The sequence below is a fragment of the Aeromicrobium sp. S22 genome (assembly GCF_009661045.1).
In the GTDB taxonomy this organism is placed as follows: domain Bacteria; phylum Actinomycetota; class Actinomycetes; order Propionibacteriales; family Nocardioidaceae; genus Aeromicrobium; species Aeromicrobium yanjiei.
Window position 1 is genome coordinate 741,961 of sequence record NZ_WJWV01000001.1, and the last position, 25,585, is coordinate 767,545.

Here is a 25,585-nt window from a genome sequence, read left to right on the forward strand (position 1 = left end):
GGAGGTGGCGCCATGAGCCGGTTGACGATCGAGTTCTGCGGCGAGGAGCTCGTCGTGGAGCCGGGCGACGTCTTCACGATCGGCCGCGAGGGCGACCTGGTCGTCGACGAGGACAACCCCTACCTGCACCGGCGTGCGGTCGAGCTGCGCCACGAGGCCGGCTTCTGGTGGATCGTGAACGTGGGGACCCGGCTGTCGGTCACGGTCAGCGGCGACGCGGGAACCCTGCAGTCCTGGATCGGCCCCGGGTCGCGGCTGCCGGTGGTGATGGCGAGCCAAGCCATCTTGTTCACGGCGGGCGACACGATGTACGAGGTCACCGTCGACTGCGACGAGCCGGCCTACTCCGGGTCTCCCGCACCGGTCACGGGATCGGGCGATGAGACGCTCGGTGCCGTCGAGCTGACCCCGTCCCAGCTGCGCCTGGTGCTGGCGCTCGCCGAGCCGGTGCTCCGGCGCAGGGGCGGAGCGCCCGGCGCGGTGCCGACCAGCGCGGCCGCGGCGGAGCGCCTCGGGGTGCCCATCACGACCTTCAACCGCAAGCTCGACAACGTCTGCGAGAGGCTCGCCAGGAACGGCGTGAAGGGTCTCTACGGCGGGGCGGGCCGCCTCGCCACGTCGCGCCGCTCGCGGCTGGTCGAGTACGCGGTGTCGGCCGGCATCGTGCGGGCCGAGCACCTGCCGCTCCTCGACCTGCCGGAGCCGTAGGGTCGAGGGATGACCAGGGTCCAGCGCGTCGACGTGTCCGACGACGCGGCGTTCGCGGAGCTCTACGGCCTCTACGCACGAGCGCACGCACGGACCTTCGATGGTCCCTACCTGGCGATCGAGAAGCGGGTCAACCTGACCGATGACGCGTACGGCACCAAGGCCGCCGTCGTCGCCCGGGACGTCCACGGTCTCGCCGTCGCGGGCGGCACGGCCGTCATGGCGCTGCAGGACAACACGGCGATCGCCTTCGTGGAGGTGTTCGTGCCGCCGGAGCACCGTCGCCGGGGTCACGGCTCGGCCGTGCTCGATGCGCTGCTCGACATCGGACGTCAGCACGGACGCACGATCGCTCTCGGGGAGGCGGTGTGGGCGGTCGACCAGCAGACGGATGCGGGGCGTGCCTTCGCGGAGGCGCGCGGGTTCACGCTCGACATCGTGGACGCGGTGCGTGAGCTGACGTTGCCCGCCGACGTGCCGCCCCTCGTGCTCGACCCCGCGTACACGCTGGAGACGTGGCGCGGCCCGTGCCCGCAGGAGTGGCTCGACGAGTACGCAGACCTGCGCCGGATGCTCAATGCCGAGGCGCCCAGCGGCGACATCGGGCTGGAGAACGAGCACTGGGACGCTGCACGGGTCCGCAAGGACGAGGCCGACCTGGCCCGGGTCGGCCGCATCATGCAGGTGTCGGTCGCCCGTGCCCCCGACGGCTCGCTCGCGGGCCACACCCAGCTGGCCTTCCCCGGCGAGGGTGACGAGGTCTATCAGTGGGACACCCTCGTCCGCCCGGCCCACCGCGGTCATGGGCTCGGTCTCGCGCTCAAGATCCACGCGATGCAGGCCGCGGCGGACCTGCTGGAGGGCCGGCGGCGCATCACGACGTGGAATGCGGCCAGCAACACCCACATGATCGCGGTGAACGAGCGGCTCGGCTTCTGGCAGAGCGCCTGGGCCGGGGAGTACGTGCGAACGATCTGACCTCGGTCCGTGGGCTCAGATCTTGCGCAGGCGCACCCAGCTCACGGCGTGGTCGGGTCCCTTGCGCAGCACGAGGGAGGCACGGCCACGTGTCGTGGCGATGTTCTCCTTGAGGTTGGGGTAGTTGATCGTGTCCCACAGCTCGCTCGCGCGCTGCACCGCCTCCTCGTCGGAGAACGAGCTGTAGCGGTGGAAGTACGACGCGGGATCGGCGAAGGCGGTCTTGCGCAGGGTCAGGAAGCGGTCGATGTACCAGCGGCGCAGGTCCTTGCCCGACGCGTCGACGTAGATCGAGAAGTCGAAGAAGTCGCTGACGGCCAGGCCGGGCGAGCCGTCGCCGCGGGGTCGTGCGGGGGCGAGGACGTTCAGGCCCTCCACGATGACGATGTCGGGCGCCTTGACGGTCACGACCTCGTCGGTGCGGTCGTACGTCAGGTGGGAGTAGACCGGGGCGGTCACGACCTCGACACCGGACTTGACCTCCATCACGAAGCGCAGGAGGGCCTTGCGGTCGTACGACTCGGGGAAGCCCTTGCGATCCAGCAGCCCCCGGCGCTCGAGCTCGGCGTTGGGGAACAAGAAGCCGTCGGTCGTGACCAGCTCGACCACGGGGTGGTCGGGGGACTGGGCCAGCAGCTCGCGCAGCAGGCGGGCGGTCGTGGACTTGCCGACTGCGACGGATCCGGCGATGCCGATCACGAACGGGGTGCGCCGCGACTGGGGGGCGTGCAGGAACTCCTCGGTCGCCTCGTACAAGGCGGCCGCGAGGCGTACGCGCATGCTGATCAGCTGCGTCATCGGCAGGTAGACCTGGCGGACCTCCTCGAGGTCGAGCTCGTCGCCGAGGCCGCGTACCCGCTCGATCTCGTCGGGGTTGAGCGGCTGGGGGACGTCACCGGCGAGCTCGGCCCATGCGGCCCGTTCGAGCTCAACGTACGGTGACTGGTCGCGCGTCATGCCGCCATTGTGGCGCGGCTGACGCTCCGGCGCTGCACTCGGCCCTAGGTGGGCCGCACTCGCTACCCTAGGAACCATGTGTGGAATTGTCGGATACGTCGGTCAGCGCTCGGCTCTCGACGTCGTCATGGGGGGCCTGCGACGCCTGGAGTACCGGGGATATGACTCCGGCGGCGTCGCCCTGGTGCACGACGGTGAGCTCCTCTCGGCCAAGAAGGCGGGCAAGCTCGTCAACCTCGACGCCGAGCTCGCGGCGCACCCGCTGCCCGTCGCGCACACCGGCATCGGGCACACGCGGTGGGCCACCCACGGTGCGCCCAACGACGTCAACGCGCACCCGCACCTCGACGACACGGGTCGCGTCGCGGTCGTGCACAACGGCATCATCGAGAACTTCGCGTCCCTGCGCGCAGAGCTGGAGAAGCGGGGCCACGAGATGGTCTCGGAGACCGACACCGAGGTCGTCGCCCACCTGCTGCGCGACGAGCTCGAGCGCACCCCCGACCTGTCGGACGCGGTGCGTGCGGTCTGCCGCCGCCTCGAGGGCGCCTTCACGCTCGTGATCTGCGACGCCGCCCAGCCCGACGTGGTCGTCGGCGCCCGCCGCAACTCGCCCCTCGTGGTCGGACGTGGCGACGGCGAGAACTTCCTCGGCTCGGACGTCGCGGCGTTCATCGAGTACACCCGCGACGCCGTCGAGCTCGGCCAGGACCAGGTCGTCACGATCACGCCCGACGACATCGTCGTGACCGACTTCGACGGGCACCCCGCCGAGACCACGGAGTACCACGTCGACTGGGACGTGTCGGCTGCCGAGAAGGGCGGCTTCGAGTGGTTCATGCTCAAGGAGATCGACGAGCAGCCCCAGGCGGTCGCCGACACGCTGCTGGGGCGCTACACACCCGGGGGCCTGCTGCAGCTCGACGAGATGCGCATCAGTGACGATGAGCTGCGCGAGGTCCACAAGATCATCGTGATCGCGTGCGGCACGTCGTTCTACGCCGCGATGGTCGCCAAGTACGCGATCGAGCACTGGACGCGCACGCCGTGCGAGGTCGAGCTGGCCTCGGAGTTCCGCTACCGCGACCCGATCCTCGACAAGAGCACGCTGGTCGTCACGATCAGCCAGTCCGGCGAGACCATGGACACGCTCATGGCGATTCGCTACGCCCGGCAGCAGCGGGCTCGCGTGCTGTCGATCTGCAACACCAACGGCTCGACGATCCCCCGCGAGTCCGATGCGGTCATCTACACGCACGCCGGCCCGGAGGTCGCGGTCGCCTCGACCAAGGGCTTCCTCAGCCAGGTCGTCGCGTGCTACCTCCTCGCCCTCTACATCGCGCAGGTCAAGGGCATGAAGTACGGCGACGAGATCGACGGCATCCTCGCCGAGATCGGTCGCATCCCCGACGGGATCCAGCGGATGCTCGACGAGGGCGACCAGATGCGCAAGCTCGCGGCCGAGCTCGCCGGCTCGCGCTCGATCCTGTTCCTCGGTCGCCACGTCGGCTACCCGGTGGCCCTGGAGGGTGCGCTCAAGCTCAAGGAGCTGGCCTACATCCACGCCGAGGGCTTCGCCGCAGGTGAGCTCAAGCACGGCCCGATCGCGGTGATCGAGGAGGGCCTCCCGGTGTTCGTCATCGTGCCGCCCAAGGGCCGCGACCAGCTGCAGGAGAAGACCGTCAGCAACATCCAGGAGATCCGCGCGCGCGGTGCCCGCACGATCGTGCTGGCCGAGGACGGTGACGAGGACGTCGTGCCCTACGCCGATCACCTGATCCGGCTGCCCAAGGTCCCCACCCTGCTGCAGCCCCTCGTCTCGACGGTACCGCTGCAGATATTCGCCGCGGAGTTCGCGAGCCTCCTTGGCCACGACGTCGACCAGCCCCGCAACCTCGCCAAGTCGGTCACGGTCGAGTGATCCTCGGGACCACCGCATGACCATCCTCGGAATCGGCGTGGACGTCGTCGACATCCCCAGGTTCGCGGCGTCGCTGGAGCGTACGCCGACGCTGCGCAACCGGCTGTTCACGGCGGCGGAGGCCGATCTGCCGCTGGAGTCGTTGGCGGGCCGCTTCGCGGCCAAGGAGGCGTTCGTCAAGGCCCTCCGGGCCCCTGCGGGCATGTCATGGCAGGACATCGAGGTGGTCAGCGACGCCCAGGGTGCGCCCGAGCTGAAGCTGCACGGTGCCGCGCTCGACCGGGCGGCCGAGCTGGGCGTCACGGCGACGCACCTGTCGATCTCGCACGACACCACCGTGGCGACGGCGTTCGTGGTGGCCGAATGCTGAGGTCCCACCGGGTCGAGGACGTCCGCGCCGCGGAGGCCGCCCTCGCGGCCACTCTGCCGGACGGCGAGCTCATGCGCCGCGCCTCCCGGGGCCTCGCCGACGCCCTCGGTCACGTCGCGGCGGGCGAGGTGGTGCTGATGCTGATCGGCCCGGGCAACAACGGGGGCGACGCGCTCTACGCCGCGGCGCACCTGCTGGATCGCGGGGTCCGGGTCGACCTGTGCCTGCTCGACCCCGGCACGGTGCACGCAGACGGTCTCGCGACCGCGCTGGGCGCCGGCGCCCGGGTGGTCGAGGAGCCGACCGACCAGCGGCACTGCCTCGACGCGGTCTTCGGGATCGGCGCGCGCCCCGGCCTCACCGGACGGGCGGCGGACTGGGCCGAGTGGATCGCCCGGGCCCGGCCCCACACGATCGCCGTCGACGTGCCGTCCGGCGTCGACGTGGACGGGGCGACGGTGCCCGGGGCCCACGTGCGGGCCGATGCGACGATCACCTTCGGGACCTACAAGAACGCCCTTCTGGTCGCGCCCGCGAGCGGAGCGGCCGGCTGGAACGGCACGTCGATCGCCGAGCTCGTGGACATCGGCCTGGGCCCGTTCCTGCCGACCGCGTCGGTCGAGGCCATCGAGCCCTCGGACTCCCGGCTGCTGGACGATCTCTTCGACTGGCTCCGCAGCCCCACGAGCCACAAGTACGCGCGGGGTGTCGTCGGCATCGCGGCCGGCTCGGAGCAGTACGCGGGCGCGGCGCACCTCTGCGTCGCAGGTGCGCAGGCGGGCCTGGCCGGCATGGTGCGGTTCGTCGGCAGCGACGAGCTCGGCAGGCGCATCGTGGACCGTGCCCCCGAGGTCGTCGTCGGCCGAGGACGTGTGCAGGCCTGGGTCGTCGGCCCCGGCGGTGGCGACGACGGGGCCGGCCAGCTGTCGATGGCGCTCGAGGACGACGTGCCGGTGCTGGTCGACGCCTCGGGCCTGCAGCACCTGCCCGGATCGTTCGACGTCCCGGCCCTGCTCACGCCCCACGCGGGCGAGCTCGCCCAGATGCTCGACACCGACCGCGCGAGCGTGGAGGCCGAGCCGCTGGCCCATGCGTCGCGCGCGGCCGAGCGGTGGGGGGCCACGGTGCTGCTCAAGGGTGCCCGCACCCTCGTCGTGACGCCCGGACGCCCGACCCGGGTCAACCTCACGGGCTCGCCGTGGCTCGGCACCGCGGGATCGGGCGACGTGCTCGCCGGCCTCGCCGGATCGCTCATGGCCGCCGGCGCGGACCCGCACGACGCCGGCTCCCTCGCGGCGTTCCTGCACGGTGCCGCGAGCGTCCGGGCCAACCCCGGAGGGCCCGTCACGGCGTCCGCCGTCGCCGCCGCGCTCCCGGGCACGGTCGCGGCCTTCCACGACGGCCTGCTCGACGACGTCCGCGACTGGAGACACTGACGATGACCGCACCACAGGCAGAGGCGGTCATCGACCTCGACGCCTTCGGCGCCAATCTCGAGGCGCTTGCGGCGTGTGCGCCCTCGTCGGCGCAGATGACGGTCGTGAAGGCCGATGCGTACGGCCACGGCATGGTCCCGATGGCCCGCGCCGCTCGTGCCGCGGGAACCGACTGGCTGGGTGTCGCGACGCTCGCCGAGGCGCTCGCCCTGCGGGAGTCGGGCGACACGGGCGATCTCCTGTGCTGGCTTGCCGCACCCGGCGCCGACTACGCGGCCGCTGTCGAGGCGGACGTCGAGGTCACGGCCTCGTCGACCGATCAGCTGGCCGAGATCCTGGCCGCCGCGCCGCGTCGTCCCCGGGTGCAGCTCAAGGTCGACACGGGCCTGTCGCGCAACGGCGCGCTCGGCCGGGAGTGGACCGCGCTCGTCGCGGCTGCCGCGGCGGCGCAGGCGGCCGGACGCGTCGAGGTCACCGGCGTCTGGTCGCACTTCGCGTGCGCCGACGAGCCCGCCCATCCCGCCAACGACGCACAGGAGGCGGTGTTCGTCGCTGCGGTCGACGAGCTGACCGCCGCCGGGATCGAGCCGGGGCTGCGGCACCTCTGCAACTCGCCCGCGACGCTGACCCGGCCGTCGGCCCACTTCGACATGGTGCGCGTGGGCATCGCTGCCTACGGCATCCGTCCCGACCCGGGCATGACCTACGAGACCCCGCTGACGCCCGTGCTCACGCTGCGCGGCCGGCTGGCGCAGGTCAAGCGCATCCCCGCCGGGGCCAAGGTCTCGTACGGCCAGACCTGGACCGCGGAGCGCGACACCACGGTGGGTCTCGTGCCCCTCGGATACGGCGAGGGCATCGCGGTCTCGGCGTCCAACCGTGCGGAGGTGCTGGCCGCGGGCGCGCGGGTGCCCCTCGTCGGTCGGGTGTGCATGGACCAGTTCGTCGTCGACCTGGGCGAGCGGTCCGCACGGCGCGGCGACGCGGTCGTCCTGTTCGGTCCCGGCCACGACGGCGAACCCACCGCAGAGGACTGGGCAACCGCATCGGGCACCATTGCGTACGAGGTGGTCACCCGGCTGGGTGGCCGCATCGTCCGGACCTATGAGGGTGGCGCATGAGGAGAACGGCGAAGCTCGCGACGACCGCAGGAGCCTTCGTGGCCGCCGGGACGGTCGCCACGCTTCTCAACGGTCGCCACCGCACGGGGCGACGCCGCCGCCGCGGTGAGGACGTCGAGTTCGGGTCGGTGCGCAGCACGCCCCTGTCGCTGCTGGCCCCCGACGGGGTCGCGCTGCACGTCGAGGTGGAGGAGGCCGATCACCCGACCCCGACGGTCGTGTTCCTGCACGGGTGGGTCGAGGACAGCGACCTGTGGCACTACCAGCGCCTCGCGCTGCGCGGACGCGTGCGCTCGGTGTTCGTCGACATGCGCTCCCACGGGCGCTCGGGTCGATCGTCTGCCGGCAACTCCTCGCTGGCCGATCTCGCGGACGATCTCGAGACCGTCCTGGAGCAGGTCGTCCCGGAGGGCCCGATCGTGCTCGTCGGCCACTCGATGGGCGGCATGACGATCATGGAGCTCGCCCGCACACGGCCGGAGCTGTTCGGCGACCGCATCGAGGGGGTCGTGCTCGTCTCGACCAGCTCGGGCAGGCTCATGCGCAGCAGCCCGGCTCTTCGCTACCTCGTGCCGTTGCTGCGCGCCGGCACCCCCGTGCTGGACTGGGGCCGCCGCTTCAACAGCTATTCGGTCATCCGTCGGTGGGCCCTCGGCCCGCGCGCCGCGGAGCGCCACGTCGACATGGTCAACGAGATGATCCTGCGCGCGCCGACCCGCGTGCTCATGGACTTCTACCCCAACTTCGTCAGCCTGGACCTGACTGCAGGTCTGGGCGATCTCGGCCGGGCCCGCACCACCGTCATCGGCGGCACCGCGGACCTGCTGACCCCCATCAAGCACGCCCGCGTGCTGGCCGACCGGATACCGGACGCCAAGCTCATCGTGCTGGAGGACGTCGGCCACATGGCCCCGTTCGAGGCTCACGAGACCGTCACCCGGGCGATCGAGGACGTCCTGGAGGACATCGAGTCATGACCGGCAGCAACGCTCTCAACGTCATCGACGCGGGGCCCGAGCACGCGGAGGTGATCGTCGACATCATCCACCGCTCGTTCGGCGCCCGTCCCGTGCTGGACCCGCCGAGCACCGCCCTGGACGAGACCGTCGAGTCGGTCGCCCACACCCTCGCGACCGCGGGCGGCCTGCTCGTCGAGCGCCGGGGCCTGCCGATGGGCGCGATGCTGTTCGACGAGTCGCGGCCCGGCCAGCTGGGCCTTCGCCGCGTGTGCGTCGATCCCGACATCCAGGCCCGGGGCGTCGCCTCGGCGATGGTGGGCGTCGCGGAGGACACCGCGGAGGAGCGCGGCAAGGACGGCATCTGGCTCGACGTCCGTGAGGAGCTGCCGGACACCGTGCAGTTCTGGTCGCGGCGCCGCTACGAGCCTGTGGGCAGGGACGAGCCGTTCATCGAGTTCGGCAAGACGTTGTGGCTTGCCCGTGAGGTGCCGACGGCCGAGGAGATGCAGGCGCTCGCAGCGCGGCTCGCGCCGCTGCTGCGCGCCGGCGACCTCCTGGTGCTGTCGGGCGATCTCGGGGCCGGCAAGACGACGTTCACCCAGGGTCTCGGGGAGGCCCTCGGCGTCCGCGGCCCGATCACGTCGCCCACGTTCGTCCTCGCCCGCACCCACCCCTCGCTGGTCGACGGACCCCCGCTCGTGCACGTCGACGCCTACCGGCTGGGCGATCTCAGCGAGATCGACGACCTCGACCTGGACTCGACGACCGAGTCGGCGGTGACCGTCGTGGAGTGGGGCGACGGCATGGCCGAACAGCTTGCCGACAGTTGGCTGCACGTCAAGATCGAGGTCCGTGGCCCGCGCCCGATCGACCCGCTCGGCACGCCGCACGACGGCGACGTCCCCGACGAGGTCGACCCGCGCGTCGTCACGATCAAGCCGCACGGCCCCCGCTGGGTCGGTGTCCCGCTCCGCTCCACGCTTCTCGGCTCGTAGGCTGGCGCCGTGCTCCTCCTCGCGTTCGACACCGCCACTCCTGCGATCACCGTTGCCGTCCACGACGGCACCCGGGTGATCGCCGAGGCGTACGGCGAGGGGGCGATGGCGCACGGGGAGCTCCTCGCCCCCGCGATCCGTGAGGCGATGTCCCGGGCGGGTGCCACGATGGCCGACCTGACCGACGTCGCGGTCGGCGTGGGCCCGGGCCCCTTCACGGGGCTGCGCGTCGGCGTCGTCACCGCGCTGACCCTCGGCTCGACCCTCGGCCTGACGACCCACGGCGTGTGCTCGCTCGACGTCGTCGCCGCCGACGTCCAGGTCGAGGGTGAGTTCCTGGTCGCGACCGACGCCCGCCGCAAGGAGGTCTACTGGGCCCGCTACGGGGCCGATCACGTGCGCCTGGACGGACCCCACGTGCTGAAGCCCGCGGACCTGGCGGCCCAGCACCCCGACCTGCCTGCGTACGGGCGCGGTGCCCACCTCTACGACGGCGTCCTGCGCGCGTCGGGCGAGGCCGGCGACCCGCGGGCAGCGGTGCTCGCGAACCTCGTGGCCTCCGGGCGTGCGGTGCAGGTGCCACTCGAGCCGCTCTACCTGCGCCGGCCCGACGCGGTGCCGCAGGCCTCGTCCAAGCGGGCATGACCCGCGAGGCCACGGAGGCCGACGTCGCCGCGATCGCCGCGATCGAGCAGGCCTGCTTCGGCGGCTCCGCGTGGAGCGAGGCCCTGGTGCGCGAGGAGGTCGTCAGCGACCGGCACGTCGTGCTGGTGGACGACGACCTGACGGCGTACGGAGCCGTGTCGCTGGCGGGGGAGACCGCCGACCTGGACCGCATCGCGGTGCTGCCGGGTGCGCGGGGCCGGGGGATTGCGCGCGATGTGCTCGAGGAGCTCGTCGACCGCGCCCGCGATCTCGGCGCGGGGCGTCTGCTGCTCGAGGTCGCGGCCGACAACGTGCCCGCGATCGGCCTCTACGAGTCGTTCGGGTTCGACACGATCAGCACCCGGCGCGGCTACTACGCAGGCGGTGTCGACGCCCTCGTGATGGAGCTCACGATCGCGGAGTGGCAGTGAGAGCCGCACCACAGGATCCGGTCGCCCCAGCCCAGATTTGCGGACTCCTGCACCGAATCCGTAGCGCGGAACGGTGCAGGAGCCCGCAAATCTGGGCTGGGTTTTTTTGCTGGTCGAGGCGCCCGCTCCTCTTGCGTGTCGGCGTCGGCGTGCGACGCTGGAAGCATGACTGAGACACCCAACGAGCGCACGAACGAGCCCACGGAGATCCTCGATCAGGACGCCGTGTTCGCGGATCCCGACGAGGTCCTGGACTCGGGGTACTCGCCGCCGGAGAGCTACCGGGGCGAGGGATTCGGCACGACCGCCGAGGAGCAGCTGGAAGGTGAGACGTTGGACGAGCGACTCCGCCAGGAGGAGCCCGAGCCCGATCCGTACGCCGTCGCGGACGAGGAGGTCCTCGACGACGGTGAGGTCGGGGCGGAGCGCGCCGGCCGTCTCGTCGACCCCGACGGCGGCATCGGCGAGGACACCGAGAAGGACCTCATCGGCGAGGACGTCGGGATCGACGGCGCCGCATCGAGCGCCGAGGAGGCCGCGGTCCACGTCATCGAGGACTGACCGCCACCCACTACTGCACGCGTGCACTCGGCCACCCGCCGAGTGCACGCGTGTGCACTACTCTGGCGCCATGCGCGACTTCACGTATCCGGCCACGATCCTGACCGCCAAGACGCTGTTCAAGGTCCTCGGGATGAAGTTCCAGATGACCGGCACCGAGCACATCCCCCGCACCGGCGGCGCGATCCTGGCGGCCAACCACATCAGCTACGTCGACTTCATCTTCGACGGGCTCGCGGCCCAGCCGAGCGGTCGCCTGGTGCGGTTCATGGCCAAGAAGGACGCCTTCGACCACAAGGTCTCCGGGCCCGTCATGCGCTCGTACCACCACATCAGCGTCGACCGTGACAACGGCCAGCAGTCGTACGACGACGCGGTTCGCTACGCCCGTGAGGGCGAGATCGTCGGCATCTTCCCCGAGGCCACGATCAGCCGCGCGTTCGAGATCAAGGAGCTCAAGACCGGAGCCGTGCGCATGGCCGCCGAGGCAGGCGTCCCGCTGATCCCGATGGTCACGTGGGGCACGCAGCTGCTGAAGACCAAGGATCACCCGTCGGACCTGACGGGCCGCGGCAAGACGATCGGCCTGCACGTCGGTGCGCCGCTGGAGGTGACGGGGGAGGACCCCGTGGCCGAGACCGCACGACTGCGCGCGGCGATGAGCGAATTGCTGGACCGGGCGATCCTCGAGTACCCCCTCAGCCCCGTCGGCCAGTGGTGGGCCCCGGCTCGCCACGGCGGCACCGCCCCCACGCTCGAGGAGGCGGCACGGCTCGACGAGCAGGAGTACGCCGCCCGCGCTGCCCGGCGTTCTGCCGGCCGCTGAGACCTCGCGGGGCTCGACCCGCGGGTGCAGACTGGGAGGCACAGACCCAGGAGGCACACATGAAGGCAGTCGTCGGGTCCACGGTCGTCGCCGAGGCGCCCACCGAGGACCTCGTGAAGATCGAGGGCAACTGGTACTTCCCGCCGTCGAGCCTGGCCGACGGTGCGTTCGAGAAGAGTCCCACGGCCTACCACTGCCCGTGGAAGGGCGATGCGCAGTACTGGAACGTCGGATCGGGCGCCGACGTCGCGCGTGACGGCGGCTGGTCCTACCCCGACCCGATCCCGACCGCATTCGACCGCGTGGGCAGCGACTTCAGCGGCTACGTCGCGTTCGACCGGTCACAGGTCAGCATCGAGGAGTAGTCAATCGCCGGTCGAGCCGTCGGCGAGCTCGCGCAGGATGTCGAGGTGGCCGTTGTGGCGGGCGGTCTCCTCGATGAGGTGCTGCAGGATCCACCGCGCGGTCACCGGATGCTCGATGCGTCCGCCGCGGCGCACCATGTCGAGGTCGACCTCGGCGAAGACTGCGCGGGTGCGGGCGGCCTCCTGCTCGTACAGGTCGATCACCTCGGCGACGGTGAGGCTCTCGCCCTGGCGGAACTCCGCATCCGGGTCCTCCTCGCTCCACGGCGCGTCGTCCTCCCCGCCGAACAGATCGGCGTTGATCCACGATCGCTCGACCCAGCGCAGGTGGTTGAGCAGGTTGACGGGGCTCATCAGCGGTGACCCCGCGAGCGGCGCCCGGTGGCCCAGCTCCTCGCTCAAGCCACTGACCTTCATGACCGCGGTGTCCTGCGCGTAGTGCAGCACCTGCAGCAGGACCGACCGCTCGTCGTACGCCTGGGGGATGTCGTCGGTGCGTGCCATCTGCCCACCCTGACACAATGTGCTGGTGAGTGAACCGTTGGTGATGGGCATCGAGTCGTCCTGCGACGAGACCGGAGTAGGCATCGTGCGCGGCACCGAGCTGCTCGCGCACGCACTGAGCTCGAGCATGGAGCAGCACGTGCGCTTCGGCGGCGTCGTGCCCGAGGTCGCGAGCCGCGCGCACCTCGAGGCGATGGTGCCCACGCTCGAGCAGGCGTACGCCGAGTCGGGCATCCGGGTGCAGGACGTCGACGCGATCGCGGTGACCAGCGGGCCGGGCCTGACCGGTGCGCTGCTGGTCGGCGTCGCGGCGGCGAAGGCGCTCGCGCTGGCCCACGACAAGCCGCTCTACGGGGTCAACCACCTGGCCGCCCACGTCGCGGTCGACCAGCTCGAGCACGGCCGCTTCGACCAGCGGGTCGCGGCGCTCCTGGTCAGCGGGGGGCACACCGAGCTGTTGCTCGTGGACGACATCGTCACCGACATCACGATGCTCGGTCAGACGATCGACGACGCCGCGGGCGAGGCGTTCGACAAGGTCGCCCGCCTGCTGGACCTGCCCTACCCGGGCGGACCGCACATCGACCGGGTCGCCCGCGACGGCGATCCGACTGCGATCGCGTTCCCCCGAGGCCTCACGACCGGACGCGACCTGGACAAGCACCGCTACGACTTCTCCTTCTCCGGGCTCAAGAGCGCGGTCGCCCGCCACGTCCAGCACGAGCAGCGCATGGGGCGGAGCATCTCGACCGCCGACGTCGCCGCCTCGTTCCAGGACGCGGTCTGCGACGTGCTGACCAAGAAGACGATCGCGGCGTGCGTCGAGCACGACGTCGACACGCTGATCATCGGGGGAGGGGTGGCCGCCAACGGACGGCTGCGTCACTACGCCGAGGAGCGCGCCGCCAAGGCCGGCATCGAGGTGCGCATCCCGCGGATGGGGCTGTGCACCGACAACGGCGCGATGGTCGCCGCGCTCGGTGCCGAGGTCGTACGACGCGGTGTGGCCCCGTCCGCGCTCGACCTGCCGGTCGACTCGAGCATGCCCGTGACCCACGTGGTCGCGGCCTGAGGTGTCGGCCTCACGCCGGGCCCGTCGCCTGGCCGTCCTCATCGGCTTGACCGTCGTGGCGCTCGTCGTCGCGGGCGGCGTCGTGTGGTGGGCGGACCGCGACACCTCGTCGCCCGGCTCCCCAGCGGCAGCCCCGAGCGCGGGCGACGCGCCCCGGGCGAAGGCCGCGAAGGAGCCGGCCGGCTGGGGGCCGACCGCGGCCGAGAAGGACCAGGCGCGCTCTCTCGCGGAGGGGCTGTCGCTCAAGGAGCTCGCCGGACAGCTCATCATCGCGCGCAGCTTCTCCAACGAGTCGTCGCTCGAGCTCGTGCGCGACAAGCACTTCGCGGGCGTGATGGTGACGGGACAGCAGATCCTCGATGTCACGACCGACGACCCGCTGGACAGCGTCAAGGCGTTCAACCGACAGCTGCAGGACGCGGGCAAGGACCGCGGCTTCCCCGTCATGGTGCCGATCGACCAGGAGGGCGGGCTGGTCGCGCGCCTGGCCGATCCGCTCACGACCTTCCCGAGCTTCATGTCCGCGGGCGCGGCTGTCGCGGGGCACGGCGCTCGCGGCGAGGCCGTCGTGACCGCCGCGGCGCGGGCCTCCGGCGCCGAGCTGCGGGCCGCGGGCTACAACACGGTCTTCGCCCCCGACGGTGACATCACGATCGGCCCCGCCGACCCGATCATCGGCAGCCGCTCCGCAGGCTCGGAGCCCGAGACGGTGGCGCGCGCGGTGGTCGCAGCGGTGGACGGCTACTCCGAGGCCGGGATGATCTCGGCGGTCAAGCACTTCCCCGGCCACAACGTGGACGAGGACAGCCACGAGGGCCTGCCGGTCCTGCGCAGCGACCGCGAGCGGCTGCGGAGCCACGACCTGGTGCCGTTCGCGGCGGCGGTCGCGGAAGCCGCCCCCGGCATCATGACCGGCCACCTCGACGTGCCCGCGATCGACAAGGGCGTGCCGGCCTCGATGTCGCACAAGGTCATCACGCGCGGGCTGCGCGACAACCTGGGCTTCGACGGGCTCGTCATCAGCGACTCCCTCGGCATGGGCGCGGTCATGAACCGCTATCCGGGCGGCGACGCGACCGTCGAGGCGATCAAGGCGGGCAGCGACCTCGCCCTGATGCCGGCCGACAACGACGAGGCGTACGACGCGGTGCTCGAGGCGCTGCGGTCGGGGGAGATCCCCGAGCAGCAGGCCCGTCGCTCCGCGGCCCGCACGATCGCGTACCTGTTGCACGCACAGTCCTCGCCCGAGCTGCCGGGGAAGCCGGGCAGCCACGTGGCCGAGTCGCAGGCGCTGAGCGCCGCGGCCGCCACGATCGTGGCCCACCCGTGCCCCGTCCCGAAGATCACCGGGGTCGTCCCGGTGGGATCGCCCGAGGCGGTCACGGCCTTCCGGACCGCCGCGGAGGAGGCCGGACTGCCCGTCGGAGCGGGGACGACGGTCGTGTTCCTCGGGCCGGGGTCCTCGGGCGGGTCGGGCGACGTCGTGGTCTCGACCGACGCGCCGTACGGGCTGGCGTCCAGCGCTGCGCCGACCAAGATCGCTCTCTACGGTCGTGGCGTCCCCGCGATGCGGGCGTTGGTCAAGGTCCTGCAGGGCAAGGCTCGCGCGCAGGGGCAGCTCCCGGTCGACGTCGGGGTTCCCGCACCCAAGCGCTGCTGAGCCGGCGTGCGGTCAGGGCCGCCGCCGGAAGCGCACGACCTGCCCGGGGCGCGCCTGGGCGAGTCGGTCGGTGTGCGCATCGAGCACCACGGCGATGACCGGGTAGCCGCCGGTCACGGGATGATCGGGCCCGAAGACCATGGGCAAGCCGTCGGCAGCCACCTGGACGCTGCCCCGCAAGCAGGGCTCGCTGGGCAGCTCGGCGTCGCGTGCGCGTCGGAGGACCCCGCCGGTCAACCGGACGCCGACCCGGTCCGACACCGGGCTGACCTGCCACGGATCGTCGAGCAGGCGCCGCACGGCCGCGGGCACGAACCAGTCGTCGCGCGGGCCCAGCACGACGTCCACGGTGATCTCGCCGGTGCGCGCGAGCGCAGGCACGTCCTCGAGGTGCGGCGGGGGCCGGCCGACCCCGGTGCGCAGGGTCTCGCCGGCGCGAAGCGGTGCCGGCCCGAGGCCCGCGAGCGTGTCGGTCGAGGCCGATCCGAGCTCCGCCGCGACCGCGAGGCCTCCGGACACGCCGACGTACGTGCGCAGGCCCCAGGTCGGCGGATCGACGGCCAGGCGCTGACCGGTGTCCAGGCGCAGGGCGCGCCCGGCAGGGACCTGGCGACCGTCGATCGTCACCGGCCCGGCCGCGCCGGTCACCGCGACGACGTGCGGCGCTGCCGCGCGGAGCACGAGCCCGCCGGCCACCACCTCGATCGCGGCGGCCCCGTCGTCGTTGCCGAGCAGGGCGTTGGCCTGTCGGAGCGCGCCGCGGTCGAAGGCGCCCGAGGCGCTGACCCCGAGGTGGCCGAGTCCCGGACGGCCGCGGTCCTGCACGAGGCTGAGCGGCCCCGGCCGCTCGACGAGGAGCGTCATGCTGCCACGAACCTGACCGTGGCCCCGGCCGTCAGCAGCGCGGGCTCCGGGCGGCCGGAGTCCCACATCGTCACGGGTGTGCGGCCGATGAGCTGCCATCCGCCGGGGGAGGAGCGGGGGTAGACCCCGCTGAACTCACCGGCGAGGCCGACCGACCCGGAGGGGACGCTCGTGCGGGGTGAGCTGCGGCGCGGCACGGCGAGTCGCGGGTCGCCGCCCACGAGATAGGCGAATCCCGGCGCGAAGCCCCCGAACGCGACGGTCCACGGCGTCGCGGTGTGGGCCGTGACGACCTCGTCGGTTCCCAGACCGGTCAGCCGGGCGACGTCGTCGAGGTCCGGACCGTCGTACGCCACGGGGATCTCCACGACGGTCGCGTCGGGCCGCGAGCCGGGGGCCACGGGGGTGGTGCGCTCCACCAGCGCTCGCAGGGCGGACGGCTCGCCTCGCAGCAGCACGGTCCGCGCACCCAGGACGACCTCGGCCTGCCCGTGCAGGGCCGCGAACCAGCCCTGGGCCTCCTCGAGGCTCGTGCAGTCGAGCACGACCGCGCGGTCGCCGCAGGGGCGTACGTTCATGGGGCGCTCGCGACCTCGGCCCCGGCGCCCTCGAGCGCGGACCGCACCGCGCGTGCGAGCTGCAGCGCCCCGGGGCTGTCGCTGTGCACGCAGATCGACGCGACCTCGCCCAGGAGCCGGACCGCCTGCGCGGCGACCGCCTGCGGATCGTCCAGGACCGCGCCCGCCTCTGAGCGGGCCACGAGCCGCCCGTCACTCGTGTAGGCCCGGTCGGCGAAGCCCTCGTGGACGACGGGGATGCCGCGTGCGGCCGCGAGGTCCAGTGAGACCGCGCCCGGCAGCCCGAGGAGGGGGACCGGCGCCACGAGCTGCTGGATCGCGGCGACGACCGCCCGCGCGTGGACCTCGTCGTGCACGATCGTGTTGTAGAGCGCGCCGTGCGGCTTGACGTACGCGACCCGCCCACCGGCGGCGCGGGCGATCTCGTCGAGCAGCAGCACCTGGCCGAGCAGCTCGGCGGCCAGCTCGTCAGCCGGGACATTCCACGGCGCGCGGCCGAAGCCCGCGCGGTCGGGATATCCCACCTGCGCGCCGATCGCGACGCCGCGCTCGACCGCGGCCTCGCAGGTCACCCGCATGAGCTCCGCGTCTCCCGCGTACGCGCCGCAGCAGACGTTGGCGGACGTCACCACGTCGAGCAGCTCGACGTCCTCACCCGAGCGCCACCGCTGCCACGACTCGCCCAGGTCGGCGTTGAGGTCGATCCGCATGCCTAGATCCTCTCCACGAGGTACGCCGCGCCGATCCCCCGGACCCGGGTCATGACCACGAGCGCCGTCGCGGACCCCTTGAGCTTCATCCGGCGCACGACCTCCTCCGGCACGACGTCGACGCCGCGCTTCTTGATCGTCAGCGTGCCGACCCCACGCTCCTGGAGCGCGGCCTTGAGCGCCTTCTCGCGGAACGGCAGCTCCTCGACGATCCGGAACCCGCGGGCCAGCGGAGTGGCCACCGCGCGCTCGGAGCTCACGTACGCGATGTGGGGATCGGGCAGCCAGCCGTCGAGCGTCGCGGCGAGCTCGCCCACCAGGCCGGACCGGATGACCGCGTCGTCCGGCTCGTACAGGTACGTGCCGACGTCGCCGACCTGGACCGGCGCATCGCTCGCGACCAGGCCCGCGCCGGACGGGAGCACCGTGGCGCGTCGGGCCGCCGTCGCGAACGGGACCCCCCAGAGGCACGCCTCGACGAGGTCGCCGCCGTCGCTGACCCACTCGGCCTCCACGCCGTCCGGGACGGCGTCGTGGGCCAGCCCTGGCATGACCTTGGCCACGGCCCGGCCGGCCAGGAGTCCTCGGACCCAGTCCCACGGCGGCTGGAGGTCGGCGGTCGAGAACGTCCGTCCCCGGCCGTCACGCCGTGCGGGGTCGATGAACGCGACCTCGTCCGGCCGGATGTCCACCTCCCTGGCGTCCGCGCAGACGACCTCTCCGACCAGGCCGAGCGCGCGGAGGTTGGCCCCGGCGATCGCGGCCCGTACGGGGTCCTGCTCGACGCCGCGGACCGACAGGCCGGCGCGGGCCAGGGCGATGAGGTCGCCGCCGATGCCGCAGCCGAGGTCGACGACCGCCGTGGCGCCGGTCGAGGCCAGGCGCTCGGCGCGGTGGGTCGCGACGCTCATGCGGGTGGACTGCTCGAGGGCGTCATGGGTGAAGAACATCTTCGCGGCGTCGGCGCCGAACTTGCGGACGGCCTTGCCCCGCAGGTGGTTCTGCGTCACTGCCGCGGCCACCAGGTCGACCGGGTGGGTCCGGCGGAGACGGGTGCCGAGAGCCAGGTCGGACTCGACCCCGGCGCGCGCGGCGATCTCTCCGAGGAGCTCCTGTCCCCGGGGGGTCATGAGCTGGGCGAACGTCTCCGGGTCCATGCCCCAAGTCTGCCGGTCGCCCGGGACCTTTGGCGGGCGACGTCCGGGCGGGCCTGTGCAAGCGTCGGGCCATGGCAACGGCGACGGTGGAGGAACGAGCGCCAGAGGCGCACACGCTGAGCGGGCGGGCGCGCACGGTCGCCTTCCTGACCATTGCGCTGGGGATGTTGCTGGCGGCTCTGGACTCCACGGTCGTGTCGACGGCACTGCCCACGATCGTCGGCGACCTCGGTGGCGGCGACCACGTCTCGTGGGTCGTGACGTCCTACCTCCTGGCGCAGACCGTCGTCACCGCCGTCATCGGCAAGTTCGGCGACCAGTTCGGGCGCAAGACGATCTTCCAGCTGTCCGTCGCGCTGTTCATCATCGGATCGGCGCTGTGCGGCCTGGCCCAGGGCATGGGCTGGCTGATCGGCTCCCGCGCGCTCCAGGGTCTCGGTGCCGGCGGTCTCACCGTCACCGCGACCGCCCTGATCGCCGACATCATCCCGCTTCGGGATCGCGGCCGTTATCAGGGCGCGCTCGGCGCGGTCTTCGGCATCACCACCGTGCTGGGGCCGCTGCTGGGCGGCTTCTTCACCGACAACCTGAGCTGGCGATGGGTGTTCTACATCAACGTGCCGCTTGCGCTGGTGGTCATCGCGGTCGCCGGCCGCACGCTTCCTAACGTCCGGGCGAAGGGTCGCCAGGTCATCGACTACGTCGGGATCGTGTTCATCACGATCGGTTCGTCGTGCCTGGTGCTGGCGACCAGCTGGGGCGGCACCACGCATCCGTGGGGGTCGCCCACGATCATCGGCCTGTTCGCCGGCGGAGCGGTGGCCCTGGGGATCTTCGTGCTGGTCGAGCTGCGGGCGGTCCAGCCGATCCTGCCGATGCGCCTGTTCCGCGAACGGGTGTTCTGGACGTGCTGCGCGCTCTCGTTCGTCGTCGGGTTCGCCATGATGGGCTCGATCACGTTCCTGCCGACGTTCCTGCAGTACGTCGACGGCGTGAGTGCCATGGACTCCGGCGTGCGGATGCTGCCGATGGTGCTGGGCCTGATGCTCACCGCGATCACCTCGGGCAACATCGTGAGCAAGACCGGGCGGTACAAGATCTTCCCGGTGGTCGGGACACCCGTCATCGCGATCGGCCTGCTGCTGCTCAGCCGGCTCGACGAGAGCAGCCCGGCGCTCCAGGAGGCCGGGTCGATGTTCGTGCTGGGCCTCGGCATCGGGGCCTCGATGCAGGTCCTGACCATCATCGTGCAGAACACCGTCGACTACCGCGATCTCGGCGTCGCGACCTCCGCGGTGACCTTCTTCCGCACCCTGGGGGGTGCGTTCGGCGCGGCGGTGTTCGGCTCGCTGTACTCCAACTTCTTGTCCGGCCGTCTGCCCGAGGCGATCGCCGCGACCAAGGGAGCGGTGACACCCCAGGACGCGTCCACGCCGTCGGCGCTGCACAAGCTCTCGGACCAGACGATCCAGCCCGTCGTCCACGCCTATGCCGAGTCGCTCGACCACGTCTTCGCGTGGGCGGCGCCGGTGGCGCTGCTGGGACTCCTGATCGCCCTGCTGATCCCGCAGGTCACGCTGCACGGAAGCGTCAAGCCCGGTGCAGCCGACCTGGGCGAGGGCTTCGCGATGCCGGACTCCGCGAGCGCCGAGGACCGGCTGGCCACGCGCATCGCGCGGCTGGTGTACGCCGACCACGGACGCCCGCTGATCCAGATCATGCAGGACGCCGACCTGGGGCTCGACGAGGGCAGGACCTGGGCCCTGCTGGAGGTGCACGGGCGTGCCCGGACGGGCCATCCGGCCAGCCTGGGCGAGGTCGCGCAGGCGCACCGGGTGCCGGCGATCGTCATGCAGCCGACGTTCGAGAGCCTGCTGCACTCGGGACACCTGGCCGGTTCGCTGGGCGATCTCACGATGACGGCGAAGGGCACCGAGGTCATGGAGAGGCTCGGTGCATTCGCCAAGACCTGGATCGTCGGCCACCTGGAGGGCATCGACGACGTGGACGAACCGGTGATCGACGCTGCAATCCAGCGCATCATCGGGCGCCTGCTCAAGGAGATCGCGGAACGCGGCCAGGAGCCGGTAGCAGTCACCTCGTGAGAGTGCTAACTTTGGTACTGGCACTCCCACCATGAGAGTGCTAATTCACAGGTGAGCACGACCCCCGCGACGGCGTTCTCACCTACGTCCAACGTTTCACCGCCTGAAAGGGGAGGTCGACACGTGTCGGTCACCATCAAGCCGCTCGAGGATCGCCTGGTCATCCAGGTCGTCGAAGCAGAGCAGACCACTGCATCCGGACTCGTCATCCCGGACACCGCCAAGGAGAAGCCTCAGGAAGGCATCGTCGTGTCGGTCGGCCCCGGTCGGGTCGACGACAACGGCAACCGCGTCCCGCTCGACGTTGCCGAGGGTGACAAGGTCATCTTCAGCAAGTACGGCGGCACCGAGGTCAAGTACGCGGGCGAGGAGTACCTCATCCTGTCCGCGCGCGACGTTCTCGCTGTCGTTTCGTGATCTGACGCCCCGGCGCCCCCATGCGGGGCGCTGGGGCCTCTCACTTTTCGGACTGCTCCCAGTCCTGGCAAGACCCCCATTTTTCGTAGGAGAGGCAACAGATGCCCAAGATTCTTGAATTTGACGAGACCGCTCGTCGCTCACTCGAGCGCGGCGTGGACAAGCTCGCCAACACCGTCAAGGTGACGCTCGGCCCCAAGGGTCGCTACGTCGTCCTGGACAAGAAGTGGGGCGCCCCCACGATCACCAACGACGGCGTGACCGTCGCCCGCGAGATCGAGCTCGACGACCCGTTCGAGAACCTCGGCGCCCAGCTGGCCAAGGAAGTCGCCACCAAGACCAACGACGTCGCCGGTGACGGCACGACGACCGCGACCGTCCTGGCCCAGGCCATGGTGCACGAGGGCCTGCGCGCCGTCGCCGCCGGCGCCAACCCGGTCGGCCTGAAGAAGGGCATCGAGGCAGCCGTCAAGGCTGTCGTCGAGCGCCTTCACGAGCAGGCCCGCGACGTCGACGACATCAAGGACATGACGGACGTCGCCACGGTGTCCTCGCGCGACGCCCACATCGGTGAGCTCATCGCTGAGGCCTTCGACAAGGTCGGCAAGGACGGTGTCATCACCGTCGAGGAGTCCAACACGATGGGCACCGAGCTCGAGTTCACCGAGGGCATGCAGTTCGACAAGGGCTACCTGTCGCCCTACATGGTGACCGACACCGAGCGCATGGAGGTCGTCCTGGACGATCCCTACATCCTGGTCAACCAGGGCAAGATCTCCTCGGTCAGCGATCTGCTGCCGATCCTGGAGAAGGTCGTCCAGTCCGGCAAGGCGCTGTTCATCATCGCCGAGGACGTCGAGGGCGAGGCCCTGTCGACGCTGGTCGTCAACAAGATCAAGGGCACGTTCACCTCGGCCGCCGTCAAGGCGCCCGCGTTCGGTGACCGCCGCAAGGCCATGCTCCAGGACATCGCGACCCTCACGGGCGCGGAGGTCGTGACGCCCGACGTCGGCCTCAAGCTCGACACGATCGGCCTCGAGGCGCTCGGCACGGCGCGCCGCGTCGTCATCACCAAGGACGACACCACGATCATCGAGGGCGGCGGCGACAAGGCCGACGTCGAGGGTCGCGTCAGCCAGATCAAGGCCGAGATCGACAACACCGACTCGGACTGGGACCGCGAGAAGCTCCAGGAGCGCCTGGCCAAGCTGGCCGGTGGCGTCTGCGTCATCCAGGTCGGCGCAGCCACCGAGGTCGAGCTCAAGGAGAAGAAGCACCGCATCGAGGACGCCGTCTCGGCGACCCGCGCGGCGATCGAGGAAGGCATCGTCGCAGGCGGCGGTTCGGCCCTCGTCCACGCCGTGTCGGTCCTGGACGACAACCTGGGTCTGACCGGTGACGAGGCTGTCGGTGTCCGCATCGTCCGCCTCGGCGCCGACGCCCCGCTCGAGTGGATCGCCCGCAACGGCGGCGTCTCCGGCGAGGTCGTCGTGAACAAGGTCCGCGAGAGCGGACAGGGCTACAACGCGGCCACGGGTGAGTACGGCGACCTGGTCGGCCAGGGCGTCCTGGACCCGGTCAAGGTGACGCGCTCCGCGCTCGCCAACGCCGCGTCCATCACCGCGATGCTCCTGACGACCGAGACGCTGATCGTCGAGAAGCCGGCCGAAGAGGCCGACGACGCGCACGCGGGTCACAACCACTGATCCGCAGCTGATCGCACGACGCCCGCCCCGGTCCACCGGGGCGGGCGTTGTACGTTCGGGACGTGCCCCATGACTTCGAGTCCGTCCGTGCCGAGCTCGAGCTGCCGCCCGCCGGTGAGACCGACAGGTTCCCGGACGACGTGCTCACCGAGGCCGCGACGATCGCGGCGCGGGGGCCCGCAGAGGGGGAGGACGCCACGGCGATCCCGTTCGTGACGATCGACCCGCCCGGTGCGCGCGATCTGGACCAGGCGATGTTCCTCGAGCGGGTGGGCGAGAGCTTCCGGGTCCACTACGCGATCGCCGACCTCGGGTCCGCGATCGACCCGGGCGGGGCGATCGATGCCGAGGCCAGGCGCCGGGGCCAGACGATCTACCTTCCGGACGGCCGTGTCCCCCTGCACCCGCCGGTCATCTCCGAGGGCACGCTGAGCCTGCTCCCGGGCGAGGTCAGGTCGGCGGCGCTGTGGACCATCGACGTGGATGGTGGGGGTGTCGTGACCGACGCCTCGGTCAGGCGGGCCCGCATCCGGTCCGTCGCCCAGCTCGACTACGAGGGCGCCCAGGCCTCGTTCGACGCCGGGACGCCCCACCCCTCCGTCGAGGCGCTGGCCGACCTGGGTCGCCTGCGGCTCGACGTCCGCGTGGGTCTCGGCGCGATCGAGCTCGCCCTGCCCGAGCAGGAGGTCACGGCCGAGGGTGACGACTGGGTCGTCCGGATGCGCCGGCGCACCGACGTCGACGCCTGGAACGCCGAGATCTCCCTGCTCACGGGGATGGCGGCGGCCCGGCTCATGCTGGATGCCGGCATCGGCCTGCTCCGCACGCTCCCGCAGGCTGACCCGGACGCGGTCGCCGAGCTGTTGCGCACGGCCGCGACGCTGGGCATCCCGGTGGCCGATGGGACGACCGCGGCCGAGGTGCTGGCCGGTCTCGACCCGGACCTGCCGGCCTCGATCGCGCTGATGCGGGAGGCCACGGGTCTGCTCCGGGGGGCGGGCTACACCGCGTTCGACGGCGCCGCCCCGGAGCTGCCGGGCCATGCCGGGATCGGCGCCCCGTACGCCCACGTGACTGCCCCGCTCCGCCGCCTGGTCGACCGGTTCGGCACCGAGATCTGTCTCGCGATCTGCGGGGGCACGGACGTGCCCGCCTGGGTGCGATCGGCCCTGCCCGAGCTCGGCGACCTCATGAGGACGTCCGACCAGCGCGCCGCCAAGGCCGATCGCGCCTGCATCGACCTGGCCGAGGTCTGGGAGCTCGAGTCGCGCATCGGCGAGGTCTTCGACGCGGTCGTCCTGCGGGCGGGCGACGACGAGGGCGAGATCGTGCTGACCAGGCCGCCGACGATCGCGACGTGCCGCGGTGCCGGCCTGCCCGAGGGCGAGCACGTCCGCGTGCGGCTCGCGGAGGTGGACGAGGGGCGACGCCGCGTCGTGTTCACCTATGAGGGGACTCACACGGGAGACCACCTTCCCATAGGTTAGCCTTCCCTTATGAAGAAGACCTTCCTCGCTGCGCTCGCCGCGACGGCGCTCCTGACCCTGTCCGCGTGCGGCGGCTCATCCGACTCCGAGGGTGGTGGCTCCGCCTCCTCCTCGTTCAGCTACAAGGACGACCTCGGCAACCAGATCGATCTCGACAAGGCCCCTGAGCGCCTGCTCGTGCAGTCGTCGATGGCGGCGGCCCTGACCGATCTCGGTCTCGGCGACAAGATCGTCGGCACGTTCGGCCCGCTCAAGACGGCTGACGGGAAGCCCGACTCGCAGGTGGCCGGGCTCGACGTCTCCTCGGTCAAGGACGTCACCGGTGGCGGTGAGTACGGCTCGATCGACCTCGAGGGTGCTGCGGCGCTCAAGCCCGACCTGGTCGTGACGAGCGCCTATCTCGACGACGACCTGTGGTACATCAACGACAAGAGCGCGACTGCGCTGGAGAAGCTCGCGCCGATCCTGGTGGTCAGCTTCGACGGCAAGACCCTGCCCGAGCTGCTGGACGGCACCGAGCGGGCCGCGAAGGCCCTGGGCGCGGACCTGGAGTCCGACAAGGTCACGGCGACGCACGATGCGTTCAAGGCTGCGGCGGACCGGGTCAAGCAGGTCTCGGCCGATCTCGGTGACCGCACGATCCTTGCCGGCTCGGCCGCCACGGACTACTACTACGTCTCCAACCCCAAGGTCAGCCCCGATCTGTCCTACTGGAAGGACGAGCTCGGCCTGCCCCTGACCGTGCCGGACAACCCCGACGAGGGCGGCTACTTCGAGAGCCTCAGCTGGGAGAAGGCCGACAAGTACCCGGCCGACATCTTCTTGTACGACGACCGCATCGGCGAGGCCGGCATGCAGCTGTTCGAGAAGGAGAAGGTCTTCCAGACCCTCGACGCGGCCAAGAACGACGCCTACGTGCCGTGGACGTCGGTCGCGCCGCCGAGCTACCAGGCGTACGCCGACCTCATGGACCGGCTCGCGGACGACCTGGAGAAGCAGAAGTAGGTCCGCCGACCTGAGGGGTCGTGCACCGGGCAACCGGTGTGCGGCCC

26 protein-coding genes are annotated in these 25,585 nt (G+C 71.5%); 20 read left to right on the plus strand and 6 right to left on the minus strand.

The features are described 5' to 3' along the window. Positions 1–12 precede the first annotated feature (12 nt). Together GEV27_RS03750 and GEV27_RS03755 are read left to right on the plus strand one after the other, a co-directional pair. The gene (locus GEV27_RS03750) at positions 13–708 is read left to right on the plus strand and encodes a hypothetical protein (protein WP_153910073.1); all 696 of its coding nucleotides are present in this window, start codon (positions 13–15) and stop codon (positions 706–708) included. Positions 709–717: 9 nt separating this feature from the next. Beyond that, entirely contained in the window at positions 718–1,686 is a 969-nt protein-coding gene (locus GEV27_RS03755; protein ID WP_153910074.1) for a GNAT family N-acetyltransferase, read from the plus strand. 15 nt (positions 1,687–1,701) lie between these two features. On the opposite strand, the gene coaA is transcribed toward GEV27_RS03755, so the two are convergent. After that, entirely contained in the window at positions 1,702–2,643 is a 942-nt protein-coding gene (coaA, locus tag GEV27_RS03760) for a type I pantothenate kinase (RefSeq protein WP_153654280.1), read from the minus strand. A gap of 76 nt (positions 2,644–2,719) precedes the next feature. Between coaA and glmS the strand changes: the two genes are divergently transcribed. The 11 genes from glmS (at position 2,720) to GEV27_RS03815 (ending at position 12,273) form a co-directional block, all read left to right on the plus strand. Further along, positions 2,720–4,564: a glutamine--fructose-6-phosphate transaminase (isomerizing) gene (glmS, locus tag GEV27_RS03765; protein ID WP_153654278.1), complete on the plus strand. Its 1,845-nt coding sequence runs from the start codon at positions 2,720–2,722 to the stop codon at positions 4,562–4,564. Positions 4,565–4,580: 16 nt separating this feature from the next. After that, a complete protein-coding gene (locus GEV27_RS03770) occupies positions 4,581–4,934 on the plus strand; it encodes a holo-ACP synthase (protein WP_153654276.1) in 354 nt (117 codons plus the stop codon). Further along, positions 4,928–6,370 (plus strand): bifunctional ADP-dependent NAD(P)H-hydrate dehydratase/NAD(P)H-hydrate epimerase, encoded by a 1,443-nt coding sequence (locus tag GEV27_RS03775; RefSeq protein ID WP_153933481.1) that lies wholly within the window; start codon positions 4,928–4,930, stop codon positions 6,368–6,370. The genes GEV27_RS03770 and GEV27_RS03775 overlap by 7 nt, the downstream gene beginning before the upstream one ends. Positions 6,371–6,372: 2 nt before the next feature. Next, positions 6,373–7,491 carry an alanine racemase gene (alr, locus tag GEV27_RS03780; protein ID WP_153933482.1) on the plus strand — a complete coding sequence of 373 codons (1,119 nt, stop codon included), beginning with the start codon at positions 6,373–6,375 and terminating at the stop codon, positions 7,489–7,491. After that, positions 7,488–8,468 (plus strand): alpha/beta fold hydrolase, encoded by a 981-nt coding sequence (locus GEV27_RS03785; RefSeq protein ID WP_153910077.1) that lies wholly within the window; start codon positions 7,488–7,490, stop codon positions 8,466–8,468. The genes alr and GEV27_RS03785 overlap by 4 nt, the downstream gene beginning before the upstream one ends. Further along, a complete protein-coding gene (gene tsaE / locus GEV27_RS03790; protein ID WP_153654268.1) occupies positions 8,465–9,445 on the plus strand; it encodes a tRNA (adenosine(37)-N6)-threonylcarbamoyltransferase complex ATPase subunit type 1 TsaE in 981 nt (326 codons plus the stop codon). Before GEV27_RS03785 ends, tsaE begins: the two co-directional genes overlap by 4 nt. A 9-nt stretch (positions 9,446–9,454) precedes the next feature. After that, a complete protein-coding gene (gene tsaB, locus GEV27_RS03795; protein WP_153654266.1) occupies positions 9,455–10,090 on the plus strand; it encodes a tRNA (adenosine(37)-N6)-threonylcarbamoyltransferase complex dimerization subunit type 1 TsaB in 636 nt (211 codons plus the stop codon). Next, entirely contained in the window at positions 10,087–10,521 is a 435-nt protein-coding gene (gene rimI / locus GEV27_RS03800; protein ID WP_153933483.1) for a ribosomal protein S18-alanine N-acetyltransferase, read from the plus strand. The genes tsaB and rimI overlap by 4 nt, the downstream gene beginning before the upstream one ends. Before the next feature lie 165 nt (positions 10,522–10,686). Continuing rightward, positions 10,687–11,082: a DUF5709 domain-containing protein gene (locus GEV27_RS03805; protein ID WP_153654262.1), complete on the plus strand. Its 396-nt coding sequence runs from the start codon at positions 10,687–10,689 to the stop codon at positions 11,080–11,082. 70 nt (positions 11,083–11,152) lie between these two features. Then, entirely contained in the window at positions 11,153–11,908 is a 756-nt protein-coding gene (locus GEV27_RS03810) for a 1-acyl-sn-glycerol-3-phosphate acyltransferase (protein ID WP_153933484.1), read from the plus strand. Positions 11,909–11,967: 59 nt separating this feature from the next. Next, entirely contained in the window at positions 11,968–12,273 is a 306-nt protein-coding gene (locus GEV27_RS03815) for a DUF427 domain-containing protein (RefSeq protein WP_153933485.1), read from the plus strand. On the opposite strand, the gene GEV27_RS03820 is transcribed toward GEV27_RS03815, so the two are convergent. Beyond that, positions 12,274–12,777: a DinB family protein gene (locus tag GEV27_RS03820; RefSeq protein WP_153654256.1), complete on the minus strand. Its 504-nt coding sequence runs from the start codon at positions 12,775–12,777 to the stop codon at positions 12,274–12,276. A gap of 25 nt (positions 12,778–12,802) precedes the next feature. Here GEV27_RS03820 and tsaD point away from each other — a divergent pair, with 25 nt between their 5' ends. Both tsaD and GEV27_RS03830 read left to right on the plus strand, forming a co-directional pair. Continuing rightward, positions 12,803–13,849, plus strand: coding sequence for a tRNA (adenosine(37)-N6)-threonylcarbamoyltransferase complex transferase subunit TsaD (tsaD, locus tag GEV27_RS03825; RefSeq protein WP_309222013.1), 1,047 nt, complete (start codon positions 12,803–12,805; stop codon positions 13,847–13,849). Between the two features lies 1 nt (position 13,850). After that, entirely contained in the window at positions 13,851–15,509 is a 1,659-nt protein-coding gene (locus tag GEV27_RS03830) for a glycoside hydrolase family 3 N-terminal domain-containing protein (RefSeq protein ID WP_153933486.1), read from the plus strand. Between the two features lie 12 nt (positions 15,510–15,521). Here GEV27_RS03830 and GEV27_RS03835 read toward each other — a convergent pair whose 3' ends face one another. Genes GEV27_RS03835 through GEV27_RS03850 form a run of 4 tightly spaced genes read right to left on the minus strand, consistent with a single transcriptional unit; the run spans position 15,522 to position 18,818 of the window. Further along, a complete protein-coding gene (locus GEV27_RS03835) occupies positions 15,522–16,373 on the minus strand; it encodes a biotin-dependent carboxyltransferase family protein (protein WP_153933487.1) in 852 nt (283 codons plus the stop codon). After that, on the minus strand, positions 16,370–16,951 hold the full coding sequence (locus GEV27_RS03840; protein WP_153933488.1) for an allophanate hydrolase subunit 1: 582 nt from the start codon (positions 16,949–16,951) through the stop codon (positions 16,370–16,372). Before GEV27_RS03840 ends, GEV27_RS03835 begins: the two co-directional genes overlap by 4 nt. After that, positions 16,948–17,661: a LamB/YcsF family protein gene (locus GEV27_RS03845; protein ID WP_153933489.1), complete on the minus strand. Its 714-nt coding sequence runs from the start codon at positions 17,659–17,661 to the stop codon at positions 16,948–16,950. The genes GEV27_RS03840 and GEV27_RS03845 overlap by 4 nt, the downstream gene beginning before the upstream one ends. Before the next feature lie 2 nt (positions 17,662–17,663). Next, entirely contained in the window at positions 17,664–18,818 is a 1,155-nt protein-coding gene (locus GEV27_RS03850) for a class I SAM-dependent methyltransferase (protein ID WP_153933490.1), read from the minus strand. 71 nt (positions 18,819–18,889) lie between these two features. On the opposite strand from GEV27_RS03850, the gene GEV27_RS03855 reads away from it, so the two are divergent. The 5 genes from GEV27_RS03855 to GEV27_RS03875 all read left to right on the plus strand — a co-directional run bounded on the left by GEV27_RS03855 (position 18,890) and on the right by GEV27_RS03875 (position 25,538). Beyond that, positions 18,890–20,923 carry an MDR family MFS transporter gene (locus tag GEV27_RS03855; RefSeq protein WP_153933491.1) on the plus strand — a complete coding sequence of 678 codons (2,034 nt, stop codon included), beginning with the start codon at positions 18,890–18,892 and terminating at the stop codon, positions 20,921–20,923. 123 nt (positions 20,924–21,046) lie between these two features. Next, entirely contained in the window at positions 21,047–21,340 is a 294-nt protein-coding gene (gene groES / locus GEV27_RS03860; protein WP_056606353.1) for a co-chaperone GroES, read from the plus strand. A gap of 101 nt (positions 21,341–21,441) precedes the next feature. Continuing rightward, the gene (groL, locus tag GEV27_RS03865; RefSeq protein ID WP_153910084.1) at positions 21,442–23,046 is read left to right on the plus strand and encodes a chaperonin GroEL; all 1,605 of its coding nucleotides are present in this window, start codon (positions 21,442–21,444) and stop codon (positions 23,044–23,046) included. 62 nt (positions 23,047–23,108) lie between these two features. Continuing rightward, on the plus strand, positions 23,109–24,533 hold the full coding sequence (locus tag GEV27_RS03870) for an RNB domain-containing ribonuclease (protein WP_309222014.1): 1,425 nt from the start codon (positions 23,109–23,111) through the stop codon (positions 24,531–24,533). A gap of 9 nt (positions 24,534–24,542) precedes the next feature. After that, on the plus strand, positions 24,543–25,538 hold the full coding sequence (locus GEV27_RS03875; RefSeq protein WP_153654240.1) for an ABC transporter substrate-binding protein: 996 nt from the start codon (positions 24,543–24,545) through the stop codon (positions 25,536–25,538). The last annotated feature ends 47 nt before the right edge of the window (positions 25,539–25,585 follow it).